At 69.3% G+C, this 13,609-nt stretch carries 8 protein-coding genes and 2 tRNA genes; 4 read left to right on the forward strand and 6 right to left on the reverse strand.

What is annotated here, in order from left to right; all coding sequences use genetic code 11:
- Window positions 1-238 precede the first annotated feature (238 nt).
- The gene (locus SB786_RS06535; protein WP_410726810.1) at window positions 239-781 is read right to left on the reverse strand and encodes a GNAT family N-acetyltransferase; all 543 of its coding nucleotides are present in this window, start codon (window positions 779-781) and stop codon (window positions 239-241) included.
- On the reverse strand, window positions 781-4,845 hold the full coding sequence (gene purL / locus SB786_RS06540; RefSeq protein WP_410726811.1) for a phosphoribosylformylglycinamidine synthase: 4,065 nt from the start codon (window positions 4,843-4,845) through the stop codon (window positions 781-783). The genes SB786_RS06535 and purL overlap by 1 nt, the downstream gene beginning before the upstream one ends.
- Before the next feature lie 329 nt (window positions 4,846-5,174).
- Between purL and SB786_RS06545 the strand changes: the two genes are divergently transcribed.
- From SB786_RS06545 to pgi, 3 genes are all read left to right on the forward strand, one after another.
- Entirely contained in the window at window positions 5,175-6,479 is a 1,305-nt protein-coding gene (locus SB786_RS06545; RefSeq protein WP_410726812.1) for an FAD-dependent oxidoreductase, read from the forward strand.
- Window positions 6,480-6,531: 52 nt separating this feature from the next.
- A complete protein-coding gene (locus tag SB786_RS06550; RefSeq protein WP_410726813.1) occupies window positions 6,532-8,070 on the forward strand; it encodes an NAD(P)H-hydrate dehydratase in 1,539 nt (512 codons plus the stop codon).
- Between the two features lie 111 nt (window positions 8,071-8,181).
- Window positions 8,182-9,804: a glucose-6-phosphate isomerase gene (gene pgi / locus SB786_RS06555; RefSeq protein ID WP_410726814.1), complete on the forward strand. Its 1,623-nt coding sequence runs from the start codon at window positions 8,182-8,184 to the stop codon at window positions 9,802-9,804.
- Between the two features lie 75 nt (window positions 9,805-9,879).
- Here the strand turns inward: pgi and SB786_RS06560 are convergent, their stop codons facing one another.
- Window positions 9,880-10,581, reverse strand: a complete 702-nt coding sequence (locus SB786_RS06560) for an ABC transporter ATP-binding protein (RefSeq protein WP_410726815.1) — start codon at window positions 10,579-10,581, stop codon at window positions 9,880-9,882.
- Here SB786_RS06560 and SB786_RS06565 point away from each other — a divergent pair.
- Complete coding sequence (locus SB786_RS06565) at window positions 10,580-11,257, forward strand: arylesterase (RefSeq protein WP_410726816.1); 678 nt, start codon at window positions 10,580-10,582, stop codon at window positions 11,255-11,257. The two genes, SB786_RS06560 and SB786_RS06565, sit on opposite strands and share 2 nt — an antisense overlap.
- A 90-nt stretch (window positions 11,258-11,347) precedes the next feature.
- On the opposite strand, the gene SB786_RS06570 is transcribed toward SB786_RS06565, so the two are convergent.
- From SB786_RS06570 to SB786_RS06580, 3 genes are all read right to left on the reverse strand, one after another.
- On the reverse strand, window positions 11,348-13,282 hold the full coding sequence (locus SB786_RS06570; protein WP_410726817.1) for a SurA N-terminal domain-containing protein: 1,935 nt from the start codon (window positions 13,280-13,282) through the stop codon (window positions 11,348-11,350).
- Between the two features lie 137 nt (window positions 13,283-13,419).
- A tRNA-Asp gene (locus SB786_RS06575) sits at window positions 13,420-13,496 on the reverse strand.
- Window positions 13,497-13,519: 23 nt separating this feature from the next.
- Window positions 13,520-13,595 (reverse strand) — tRNA-Val (locus tag SB786_RS06580).
- Window positions 13,596-13,609 lie beyond the last annotated feature (14 nt).

Raw genomic sequence — 13,609 nt, forward strand, 5'->3', positions numbered from 1 at the left:
TACGGCTACCGCGACAGCGCTTACTTCTTCCTCAAGATCAAGGCCGCCTATCCCGGTAATCCGTGAAGAACCTTTTTCATGCGCGCGTGCGGCTGCGGCACGCGCCGCGCCCGCGCATCGCGGCGCGGATGCCTATGGATACGGCTCGCTGCGCTGCTCGGCCGCGCATAGAAAAAGCCGCTTCGAGGCGGCTTCTTTTCGGAACGGCGGGATCCTGTACGGCCAGCGCGGCAAACCGCTATGCCGGATGGAACGCAGCGTGATAGCGGACCTCGCCCGACGGCCGCGGCGCGGCTTCGTCGAATGCCAGCGCGAGGAAATGCTCGGGCGGCGCAGCCGCGAACACGAGATCGCCTGACGGCACGAAGCCGAAACGCGCGTAATACGCGGGATCGCCGAGCACGACACAGCCGCGCGCACCGAGCCGACGCAATGCGTCGAGGCCCGTGCGCACGAGCCCCGCACCGATGCTCTGGCGCCGGCATTCGGGCCGCACCGCGAGCGGTGCGAGCCCGTACCACGCATGGCTGCCGGCCGGCTCTCCGCCGATCGAGACCGGCGAGAACGCGACGTGACCGATCACGCGCTCGTCGCGCTCCGCGACGAGCGACACGCCGAGCGCGCCATCCGCCCGCAGCGCGTCGACGATCTGCCGCTCGAGCTGCCCATGCTGCGGTTCGTCCGCGAACGCGGCCACGATCACGCGACCAATCGCATCGACGTCGCTGGCGCGTTCATCGCGCAGCGTGACGATCTCGACCGGTGCGTGCGGATCGAACATCAGCCGATCCAGCGGCGGGCGTTACGGAACACGCGCATCCACGGGCTCGCTTCGTCCCAGCCTTCCGGATGCCAGCTCATCGTGACCGTGCGGTGCACGCGCTCCATGTGCGGCATCAGCACCGAGAAGCGGCCGTCGGCCGTCGTGACCGACGTGATGCCGACCGGCGACCCGTTCGGGTTGAACGGATAGCGCTCGGTCGCTTCGCCGCGGTGGTCGATGTAGCGCATCGCGACCGCGACGCGATCGATGTCGCCCTGCTGCGAGAAGTCCGCATAGCCTTCGCCGTGCGCGACCGCCACCGGAATCCGCGAGCCTTCCATCCCCGCGAAGAAGATCGACGGCGACTTCTCGACTTCGACGAACGAGAAGCGCGCCTCGAACTGCTCGGACTTGTTGCGCGTGAACTTCGGCCAAGCCTCGGCACCCGGAATCATCGACGCGAGGCTCGACAACATCTGGCAACCGTTGCAGATGCCGAGCGCGAACGTGTCGGGGCGCGCGAAGAACGCCGAGAACATGTCGGCGAGGTTCGCGTTGAAGCGGATCGTCTTCGCCCAGCCTTCGCCGGCGCCCAGCACATCGCCGTACGAGAAACCGCCGCACGCCACCGCGCCCGCGAAATCGGCGAGCGTCGCGCGGCCCGCGAGCAGGTCGCTCATGTGCACGTCGTGCGCGTCGAAGCCCGCGCGGTCGAACGCGTACGCCGTTTCGAGGTGCGAGTTCACGCCCTGCTCGCGCAGGATCGCGACGCGCGGGCGGGCGCCCGTCGCGATGAACGGCGCGGCGATGTCGTCGGCCGGATCGAACGTCAGCACCGGCGAGATGCCCGGGTCCGCCGCATCGAGCAGCGCGTCGTATTCGGCGTCCGCGCAAGCCGGGTTGTCGCGCAGGCGCGCGATGCGCCAGCTCACTTCGCCCCATGCACGATGAAGTTCGGCGCGCGGCGCGTCGAAGATCTTCTTCGCATCGCGGTACACCTCGATCACGTCGCGCTCGTTGACCGTGCCGATCACGTGCGAGCACGCCGACAGGCCGAACTCGCGCAGCGCGCCGAGCACCGCGTCGCGATCGCCCGCGCGCACCTGCACGACGGCGCCGAGTTCTTCCGAGAACAGCGCGCGCAGCGTGCGATCGTCGCGACGCCCGCTCGTCTGCTTCGCCCAGTCCTTCGCGTCGCCGTAGTCGGATTCGTGATTCGGGTCGAGCGTCAGCATGTCGACGTTCAGCGACACGCCCGCGTGACCCGCGAACGCCATTTCGCACACCGTCGCCCACAGGCCGCCGTCCGAGCGGTCGTGGTACGCGAGCAGCTTGTCTTGCGCGTTGAGCGTCTGGATCGCGTTGAAGAAGCGCTTCAGGTCTTCCGGATCGTCGACGTCCGGCGTCGCGTCACCGACCTGCTGCGTGACCTGCGCGAAGATGCTGCCGCCCATCCGGTTCTTGCCGCGGCCGAGATCGATCGCGATCAGCACGCTGTCGCCCGCGTCGGCGATGCGGCGCAGTTGCGGCGTCAGGTGGCGGCGCACGTCCTCGACCGGTGCGAACGCGGAGATGATCAGCGACACCGGCGACACCACTTCCTTCGCGACGCCCTGCTCGTCCCACTTGGTCTTCATCGACAGCGAATCCTTGCCGACCGGAATGCCGATCCCGAGCGCCGGGCACAGCTCCATGCCGATCGCCCTGACCGTATCGAACAGCGCGGCGTCCTCGCCGGCCGTGCCGCACGCGGCCATCCAGTTCGCCGACAGCTTCAGCTTGTCGAGCGACGCGATCGGCGCGCTCGCGATGTTCGTGATCGCCTCGCCGACGGCCATGCGGCCCGATGCCGGCGCGTCGATCACCGCGAGCGGCGTGCGCTCGGCCATCGTCATCGCCTCGCCCTTGAAGCCCGCGTAGTCGAGCGCCGTCACCGCGCAGTCGGCCACCGGCACCTGCCACGGGCCGACCATCTGGTCGCGCACCGACGTGCCGCCGACCGAACGGTCGCCGATCGTGATCAGGAACGACTTGCTGCCGACCGTCGGGTGCTTCAGCACGTCGACCGCGACTTCCGACAGCGCGATGCCCGTCACGTCGACCGGCGCGCGCTCGGTGGCAACGCGCGCGACGTCGCGGTGCATGCGCGGCGGCTTGCCGAGCAGCACTTCCATCGGCATGTCGACCGGATATTCGTCGGCGCCCGTCGCTTCGTCGTCGACGAGCTTCAGCTGGCGTTCGTCGGTCGCGACACCGACCACCGCGAACGGGCAGCGCTCGCGTGCGCAGATCGCCTCGAAGCGCGGCAGGTCGGCCGACGCGATCGCCAGCACGTAGCGCTCCTGCGCCTCGTTCGACCAGATTTCGCGCGGCGACAGGCCCGATTCCTCGAGCGCGACCTTGCGCAGCTCGAAGCGCGCGCCCTTGCCCGCGCCGTCGACGATCTCGGGGAACGCGTTCGACAGGCCGCCCGCGCCGACGTCGTGGATGCTCAGAATCGGGTTTTCCGCGCCGAGCTGCCAGCAGCCGTTGATCACTTCCTGCGCGCGCCGCTCGATTTCCGGGTTGCCGCGCTGCACCGAGTCGAAGTCGAGTTCGGCCGTGTTCGCGCCGGTCGCCATCGAGCTCGCCGCGCCGCCGCCCATGCCGATCCGCATGCCGGGGCCGCCGATCTGGATCAGCAGGGAGCCGGCCGGCACATCGTGCTTGTGCGTATGCTGATCCGCGATGTTGCCGAGGCCGCCCGCGATCATGATCGGCTTGTGATAGCCGTGCACCGTGCCGCCGACGTTCTGCTCGTACACGCGGAAGTAGCCGCCGAGGTTCGGACGGCCGAATTCGTTGTTGAACGCGGCGCCGCCGAGCGGGCCGTCGATCATGATCTGCAGCGGCGATGCGATGCGGTCCGGACGGCCGTACGGGCCGTGCGCGTCGTTCGGGTTGCGCTCGCCGAGCGGCTGCGCCGCGTCGCGTGCGTTTTCCCACGACTGGCGCGCGCCGGGCAGGTCGAGGTTCGACACCGTGAAACCGGTGAGGCCGGCCTTCGGACGCGCACCGCGGCCCGTCGCGCCTTCGTCGCGGATCTCGCCGCCCGCGCCGGTCGCCGCGCCCGGGAACGGCGAGATCGCCGTCGGGTGGTTGTGCGTCTCGACCTTCATCAGCGTGTGCGTGAGTTCGGTGTGGCGCCCGTAGCGCTCGCCCGGCTCGCCGGCCGCGCCCGCGTTGCGCGGGAACCAGCGCTCGGCTTCGGCGCCGACCATGATCGACGAGTTGTCCGAATACGCGACGATCGTGCCCTGCGGGCTCAGCTTCTCGGTGTTGCGGATCATCGCGAACAGCGACATGTCCTGCGGCTCGCCGTCGATCGTCCACTGCGCGTTGAAGATCTTGTGGCGGCAGTGCTCGCTGTTCGCCTGCGCGAACATCATCAGCTCGACGTCGGTCGGGTTGCGTTCGAGCTTGCGGAACGCGTCGACCAGGTAGTCGATTTCGTCATCGGCGAGCGCGAGGCCCAGCTCGACGTTCGCGCGCTCGAGCGCGCCGCGGCCGACGCCCAGCACGTCGACGGTCGCGAGCGGCTTGGCCGGCAGTTCGTCGAACAGGTGCTTCGCGTCGTCGCGCGCGGCGACCACGCTTTCGGTCATCCGGTCATGCAGCGCGGCCGCGACCGCCGCGCGCGCGTCGTCGGACAGCGCCTTCTTGCCACCCAGCAGGCCCGACTTCAGCGTGACCGTGAATTCGACGCCGCGCTCGATGCGACGCACCTGCGTGAGGCCGCAGTGCTGCGCGATGTCGGTCGCCTTGCTGGCCCACGGCGAAACCGTGCCGAAGCGCGGCAGCACGACGAAGGTCTCGGTCGCGCCCTTCTCGGCCGCCGGCTCGAACGGCGCGCCGTAGTGCATCAGCGCGTCGATGCGGGCGCTGTCGTCGGCCGACAGCGGCTCGGCCGCATTGACGAAGTGCAGGAACTGGCCGCGCACCGCGACGATGTTGGCGTCGATTTGCCTGAGCGTGTCGAGCAGACGGGTTTGACGGAAATCGGAGAGGGCCGAAGCGCCGGGAAAACACGAGAAGTGAGCCATGGGCTGGACTGACGTCGATGAGTCGCGCGAGGTGGCGACGTGGGGCGAAAGGAAGGCCGTAATTATACCCGGAACTCGGTCGTCCCAGACCGGCCGATCGGGACCCGTCGCGCACCGCGACGGTGCGCCGCGCCCGCCGCGCGCAGCCGCCCGCCGGGCCGGTGTGCCCGGCCGCGGCAGCCTGCGGACGCACGATGGCGGAATCGGATGGGTTCGCATGGCGTCGGTTCGCGCGATTTTGGCGCTATCATTCCCGGTTCACCGGGCCGGGGCCCGTCAGCGAATTCTCACCGGGCGGCGTGCGTGCCGCCCGTCATCGAAGCAATCCAATGGATGTCATCGTCATCGGCGGCGGACTCAGCGGCGTCGCCACCGCCTACCAGCTGCGTGCGGCCGGCCATCGGGTGTGCGTGGTCGAGCGCCACGCGACCGTCGCGCAGGGCGCGACCTACGGCGACGGCGGCTCGCTGCTGCCGAGCCCGCTCGACGTCTGGTTCGGTCCGACCTTCATGCGCCAACGCCAGCCGCGCGACACCGGCATCGTGTACAAGCCGGGCTTGAACGGCGGCGTGCGCCGCTTCGTCAAGCAGCTCGCGGCGCTGCGCGAGCCGGACGCATTCGTCGCGCAATACGCGCGGCTGCGCCCGCTGATCGACGCGTCGCGCGAGTCACTCGCCGACATCGAGGCGCGCTTCCAGCTCGAATTCGAGCAGAAACCCGGGATCCTGCACGTCGTGCGCGACGCGCGCGACTGGGAAGCGCTGCAGCCGGCGCTCGACCTGCTGCGCACGCTCGACCAGCCGTACCGGGTGCTCACCGCCGACGAATGCGCGGCACTCGAGCCGTCGGTGCCGGCCGAGCCCGGCTTCGCCGGCGGCGTGCTGCTCGAGGCGGAGCGCACCGGCAACTGCCCGCTGTTCGCGAAGCTGGTCAAGCAGACGCTCGACGAGCACGGCGTGCAGTTTCGCTTCGGCGCGCACGTCGCCGCGATCCGCATCGACACCGGCCGCGCCGCGGTCGAGCTCGCACCGCCGCCCGGCCGCCGACACGCGGCGAACGCGCACGAAGTCGACGTGATTTCGGCAGACGCGATCGTGGTGGCCGCCGGCGCCGGCAGCCTGCCGCTGCTGGAGCGGCTGGGCTGGCCGCTGCCGCTGCATCCGGTTCGCGCCCATACGCTGACCGCGCCGGTCGCGTACGAAGAACATGCGCCGCACCTGAGCGTCGTCGATTCGATCAAGCGGATCTCGATCACGCGCACCCACCAGCGGTTGCGCGTCGGCGGCGGCGCCGTGCTGCAGAGCGTCGCCGACACCGCGAAGCCGCTTCCCGAGCCGTTGTCCGAGGCCGCGCTCGCGCTGCTCGGCCAGGCCGTCCACGACTGGGTGCCGGGCGCCGCGAAGATTTCCGCCGCGCTGTCGTGGCAAGGCACGCAGCTGCTGTCGCCGGACGGCCTGCCGGTCGTCGGTCCGACCCCGCATCCGCGCGTGTTCGTCAATTTCGGCCACGGCCCGGCCGGCTGGGGCCTCGCGTGCGGGTCTGCTAAAGTGGTGACCGACTGCGTGGGCGGCGACGCGCAGCAGTGGCCGGCCGACACGCTCGCCGCGCTGAGCGCCGCGCGCTTCACGACCTGACCGCCGCGGGCTCGCCCCGGGGCGGCTCCCTTCCCGCCGCCACGACCCCGCGATGACGAATACCCGCCCGCTTCCCGACTCCGCCCCGCTCGCGCTGCTGCGCGTCGCCGACCTGCGTGCGGCCGAGGCCGCCGCAACCGCGGAACTGCCGCCGCACACGCTGATGGGCCGCGCGGGCGCCGCCGCCGCGCGCTGGCTGTCCGAGCGAGTCGCCGGCGACGAACGCCCGGTCTGGTTCGCGGTCGGCCCCGGCAACAACGGCGGGGACGCGCTGGTGGCCGCCGCGCAGTTGCAGCAGCTCGGCGTCGCCACGCAGGCGTGGATGCCGGTGGCGGTCAAGCCGGACGATGCGCAATGGGCGCTCGGCCTCGCGCGCGCGGCCGGCGTGCCGCTGTCGACCGAACCACCCGCATCGCTGGACGATTACGCGTGGGTCGTCGACGGACTGTTCGGCATCGGCCGCGCGCTCGACGGCCCGTTCGCCGCCCAGGCCGCGCGCATCGCCGCACACACACGAAACGGCGGCCGCGTGCTCGCCCTCGACGTGCCGAGCGGACTGGACAGCGACACCGGCCGGATCGTCGGCGCGGGCGACGCCGTCGCCGCGACACATACGCTCACCTTCATCGGCGCGAAGCCGGGCCTCTACACGGGCGACGGCCGCGATCTCGCCGGCGAGATTCACATCGCGTCGCTCGACGTCGCACCGCCCGCCGCGCCGGCCGTCGTGCTGAATGCGCCTGCCCGGTTCGCCGCCGCGCTGCCCGCCCGCGCGTTTGCATCGCACAAGGGCACGTTCGGCAGCCTGGCGGTGCTCGGCGGCGACACCGGCACGTGCGGCGCGCCGATCCTCGCCGCGCGTGCCGCGCTGTTCGCGGGGGCCGGCAAGGTGCATGTCGGCTTCCTCGGCGCCGGCGCGCCGCCGTACGACCCACCGTTTCCCGAGCTGATGCTGCATCCGGCGGACGGCCTCGATCTCGATGCGATGTCCGCGATCGCGGCAGGCTGCGGGCTCGGCACGCGCGAGGCCGCGGCGACCCTCGTGCGTGACGTGCTCGCGCACGACGCCGCGACGCTGCTCGACGCCGACGCGCTGAACCTCGTCGCGACCCACGCCGAGCTCGCGACCGCCGTTGCCGCCCGCGGCGCGCGCGGCAACGCGTGTGTGCTGACGCCGCATCCGCTCGAGGCAGCGCGGCTGCTCGGCAGCGATACCGCGACGGTGCAGCACGATCGGCTGGCCGCGGCCCAGGCGCTCGCTGCACGCTACGCGAGCATCATCGTGCTGAAGGGTTCGGGCACGGTGATAGCGGCGCCCGACGGCCGCCTGACGGTCAACCCGACCGGCAATGCCGCGCTCGCGACCGGCGGCACCGGCGACGTGCTCGGCGGCCTGATCGGCGCGCTGCTCGCACAGCGCGTCGCGCCGTACGAAGCCGCGCTCGCGGGCGTGTATCTGCACGGCCTCGCGGCCGACACGCTGACCGCGAACGGCAATGGCCCGGCCGGCCTCGTCGCGGGCGAACTCGCGCCGATGGTGCGCACGCTGATCAATCGCCTTTTTTACCCGTCGCCGCGCGCCGACATATAACGCCGCTATACTGAGTGCCCCGCCGCACGGCGGGCCCTCTCGTCCGCCGGCCTTCCGATCCTGACGCGCCGGCGCGGCATTCCTCCCGATTCACGCTTCACTCGAACCGCCATGACGCTGAATTCGCTCCCCGCCTGGACTGCCCTTCAATCCCACTTCGAACAAATCCGCCATGCGCGGCTGCGCGACTGGTTCGCGCCGGACAACGACCGCGCGCCGACCCGTGCCGAACGCTTCACGATCCCGGGCGGCGGCCTTGCGGCCGACTTCTCGAAGAACCGCATCAACGACGACACGCTGCGCCTGCTCGTGCAGCTGGCCCGCGAAGCGGGCGTCGAAGCGCGCCGCGACGCGATGTTCGCCGGCGAGATCGTCAACCCGACCGAAGGCCGCGCCGCGCTGCACACGGCATTGCGCGCGACCGACCCGCACGCGCCGTTCCATGCGCAGATCAGTGCCGAGCGCGCGAAGATGGCGACCTTCGCGCGCGCCGTGCGCAGCGGCGCGTGGACCGGCTACACCGGCAAGCGCATCCGCCACGTGATCAACATCGGCATCGGCGGCTCGGATCTCGGACCGAAGATGGTCACGCATGCGCTGCATCACGTCGCGAGCCCGGACATCTCGACCCACTTCGTGTCGAACGTCGACGGCGCCGATCTCGCGCGCGTGCTCGAACAGGTCGATCCGGAGGAAACGCTCGCGATCATCGTGTCGAAGACCTTCACGACGCTCGAGACGATGACGAACGCACGCTCGCTGCGCGACTGGTTCGTCGCGCGCGGCTGCCCCGAGGCCGCCCTCGCGAAGCACTTCGTCGGCGTGTCGGCGAACCCGGCCGAAGTCGTGAAGTTCGGCATCGACGCGGACAACGTGTTCGAAATGTGGGACTGGGTCGGCGGCCGCTATTCACTGTGGTCGGCGGTCGGCCTGTCGATCATGATCGCGATCGGGCCCGAGCAGTTCGACGAACTGCTCGCCGGCGCGAACGACATGGACCGCCATTTCCGCCAGGCGCCGCTCGAACGCAACCTGCCGGTGCTGCTCGGCCTGATCGGCATCTGGTACCGCAACTTCTTCGGCTCGCAGAGCTATCTCGTCGCGCCGTATTCGGAAGCGCTGCACTACCTGCCGTCGTACCTGCAGCAGCTCGAGATGGAAAGCAACGGCAAGTCCGCGCGCCTTGACGGCACGTTCGTCGACTACCCGACGTCGGCCGTCACGTGGGGCGAGCCGGGCACCAACGGCCAGCACGCATTCTTCCAGATGCTGCACCAGGGCCCGACGATCGTGCCGATCGACTTCATCGCGGTGCTGACGCCCGAGCATCCGCTCGCGAGCCATCATCCGAAGCTGCTCGCGAACTGCTTCGCGCAGAGCGAAGCGCTGATGCTCGGCCGCACGCTCGACGAAGCGCGCAAGGTCGCAGGCCCCGGCAAGGAAGCGCTCGCGCCGCACCTGACGTTCCCCGGCAACCGGCCGACGACGACGCTGCTGGTGGAGGCGCTCACGCCGCGCACGCTCGGCGCGCTGATCGCGCTCTACGAGCACAAGGTGCTGGTACAGGCGACGGTGTGGGACATCAATCCGTTCGACCAGTGGGGCGTCGAGCTCGGCAAGATTCTCGGCAAGGTCGTCGAAGCCGACCTGTCGGCCGAGTCGGTCGATCCCGCGAAGCACGATTCGTCGACGACCGCGCTGATCGAGCGCGCGCGTGCGGCGCTCAAGCGCTGACGCGACCACGTCACGCGCATGCCGATCGCACCGGCAATGTACCGTGTGCGACCGGCGCAAGCACTCAGCGCCGTGCTACGCCGCCTGCGGTGCAACGATACGTCCGGCGTCGATGGTGACCATCGTCGCGCAGCGCCGCGCGAGTTCGGCATCGTGCGTGACGAGCACCAGCGTCGCGCCATGCGCGCGATTCAGTTCGAACATCAGGTCGATGACCGCGTGGCCCGTGGCCGCATCGAGGCTGCCGGTGGGTTCGTCGGCGAACAGGATCGCCGGGTGAGTGACAAACGCGCGCGCGAGCGCCACGCGCTGCTGTTCGCCACCGGACAGCAGCTTCGGATAATGCGCGGTGCGCTCGCCGAGACCGACCTGCACGAGCAGCGCGCGGGCCCGCTCGGCGGCATCGCGCGCACCGATGCCGCCCCTCAGCTCGAGCGGCAGCATCACGTTCTCGAGCGCCGTCAGGTGCGGCATCAACTGGAATGACTGGAACACGAACCCGACGGCGCCGTTGCGCAGTGCGGCACGCTCGTCCTCGTCGAGTTGGTCGAGCGCACGGCCGAGCAGGCGAACCGTGCCGCTCGTCGCGCTGTCCAACCCCGCAAGCAGGCCGAGCAGCGTCGATTTGCCGGACCCCGATGCGCCGACGATCGCGAGGCTGCTGCCGGATCGCACACTGAGCGTGATGCCGTCGAGGATCGTCAGCTCGCCCGTTGCGTCGGCGACCCGCTTGCATACGTCTTGGACTTCGATGATCGGATCGGTAATCTTGAACATGGACACGACATTCCACTGGAAAAGACGCGCGGCGCTTGCCGCGCTGCTGGGTACGCTGCTCGCGGCAACCGTGCCCGCACGCGCCGCGACGGCGGCCCCGACATCGGGCCAGGGCCGGCCCGCGCTCGTCGTGCTCGGCGACAGCCTGTCGGCCGAATACGGGCTGCCGCGTGACACCGGCTGGGTTGCGCTGCTGCGGCAACGGCTCGCGACCGAGCGAATCGATTATAGCGTCGCGAACGCAAGCGTCAGCGGCGACACCACGAGCGGCGGCCGCGCACGGCTGCCCGCGGTGCTGCAACGGCTCAAGCCGTCGATCGTCGTCGTCGAGCTCGGGTCGAACGACGCGCTGCGCGGCGTGCCGCTCGCGACGACCGAGCAGAACCTGCGTGACATCATCGCCGATGCGCGGCAGGCGCGCGCGAAGGTCGTGCTGGTCGGCATGTACGTGCCGCCCAACTACGGGCCTGATTACACGCAGAAATTCCATGCGGTCTATACGCGGCTGTCGAAGGAACTCGACGTCCCGCTCGTGCCGTTCCTGCTGGCCGGCATCGAGAACAAGCCGGAGATGTTCCAGTCGGACCAGATGCACCCCGCTCAACAGGCGCAGGGCACCCTCCTCGACAACGTCTGGCCCGCGCTGAAACCGCTGCTCGGCAAACCGCGCGGCTGACCTCGCGATTCGCCGTTGCCGGAAAACGGAAAGCCCCGCTCGAAGCGGGGCTTTCTGTTGTTGCGTACGAAACCGTGAACGGCGCTTCGCTCAGTTGCCGCTGTCCTGCGACTGGCCCGGCGTGGTGCCGTACAGCTTCACCTTCGAGCGGTCGCGCAGCGCGGCGAGATACGCCTCGCCTTCGCTTTGCGCTTCGACCTGCGCCATCTGCTGCTGCGCGGCCGCGAGTTGCTGCGGATCGACGGCCGTGCCCGGGATCACCGCGTTCACGCGATAGATCGCGTAACCGTCCGCACCGAGATCGACACCGACGTAGGCCGGCAGCGTCTTCGCATCGACCTTGTAGACGGCGCTCAGCGCCGCCGGCGTCAGGCCTTGCGATTGCATGCGCGACACCTTCTGCACGGGCGTGAAGCCATCGGCCGATTTGGACTTCCGCAGCTCGGCCAGCTTCGCCGCGCCGTCCTTCTTCGCGAGTTCCGCAGCTTGCTCGGCGACGACCTTCTGACGCACCGCGTCCTTGATCGTGTCGAGCGCCGGCACGGCAGCCGGCTTGTAGTCGGTCACGCGCGCCGAGATCAGCGTGTTGTTCCCCACGTCGATTGCTTGCGTGTTGTTGCGGCTCTTCACCGAGTCGCTCGCGAACACGGCAGCAAGGAACTTCGGATTGTTCAGCGGGCTCGTCGGCGGCAGCTGCGGATTCGGCGTCGGCATGACGTTAGCCGTCTGGATCGTCAGCTTGTACTTGTCAGCGGCCGGCTGCAGCGTCTTCGCCTTTTCATACACGGTCGACGTGAAGCCTTCCGCGTTGTCCGTGAACGCCTTCGCCGCATACTGCTGCTTCAGCTGCACCGCAATCTGGTCCTTCACGTCGGCGAACGGCTTGACCACCGACGGCTTCACTTCCGTCGCCTTCAGGATGTGGAAGCCGAGATCCGACTGCACGACACCGCTCACGTCGCCCTGCTTCAGCGCGAACGCGGCATCGTCGAACGCCTTGCCGCCCGCCGTCGAGCCGCGCGTGACGAAGCCGAGGTCGCCGCCCTTCGCTGCCGACGGCGCATCCTGCGAATTCTTCTGCGCGATCTGCGCGAACTGGTCCGGATGCGCCTTCACGTCGGCCAGCAATTGCTCGGCCTTCGCCTTCGCGGCTGCCTTGTCGGCGGCGCTCGCGTCGCTCGCCGCGGCGATGAAGATGTGGCTCACGCGTACCTGCGCTTCCGAGCGGAAGTGCGTCGGGTTGTCGTCGTAGAACTTCTTGATGTCCGCATCGGTCGGCTGTGCGCTCGCGGCGGCTGCGGCCGGCGAATAGACGAGATACTGGATCGTCGCGGTTTCGGGCGTCGCGAAGCTCTGCTTGTGCGCGTCATAGTACGCGGTGAGCTGCGCGTCGGTCGGCTGCACCTTCGCCGCGTAGTCGCTCGTCTTCAGCACGAGCGCCTGCACCTCGCGCTGCTGCGCGGCCAGCTCGGACAGGCGTTGCGCCGGGCCCTTCGGGGTGAATGCGCTCGCCACGATGCTGGCCGGAATCTGCTGCAGCGCGAGGCTGTAGCGTACGCGCTCCTGGTACTGCTCGGGCGTCATCCCCTGGAACGACAGCAGCTGCGCATAGCGCTCGACGTCGATCGAACCGTCGGGTTTCTTCAGCGACGCGATCATCGGCTCGTTCATCAGCGCGTCGCGCACGGCGTTGTCGGATGCGGTCAGATGCAGGCGTTGCGTCTCGTCGGCCAGCACGCGTTGCTGGATCAGGCCGTCCAGCACCTGCTTGCGATGTTCCGGCGTGTCGAATGCCTTGATGTCGAACTGGCCACCGAGCGCCTGGCGCGCCTGGTCGATCTGCTGGCGGAACGCGCCGTCGAATTCGACCCGCGTGATCTTGTGCCCGTTGATCGCCGCGACATTCGCGCTGTCGTCGAAGAAGCCGCGGAAACCTTGGATTCCGACGAAACCCAGCCCCGGTAACACGATCAGGAGCAGGAGCGCCATCATCAGGCGCTGGTGATTACGGAAGAAATCGAGCATGCGTGACGGGAAAATTGGACAAAACGTCCGATATTACAACATACGGGGTGGCACGGGAGAAAAGCAGGTGCGCAACGAACGGGGGCGACCGGCGATGCAAATGAAAAAGCCCGCACGAGGCGGGCTTCTTCATTTTCTGGCGGAGCGGACGGGACTCGAACCCGCGACCCCCGGCGTGACAGGCCGGTATTCTAACCGACTGAACTACCGCTCCTTGGTCTGGCTGAATCGGGAAACTGGTGGGTGCTGAGGGGTTCGAACCCCCGACCTACGCCTTGTAAGGGCGCCGCTCTACCAGCTGAGCTAAGCACCCGTTTCCGATTCGTT

Source organism: Burkholderia sp. SIMBA_062, from assembly GCF_046534765.1.
GTDB lineage: Bacteria > Pseudomonadota > Gammaproteobacteria > Burkholderiales > Burkholderiaceae > Burkholderia > Burkholderia ambifaria.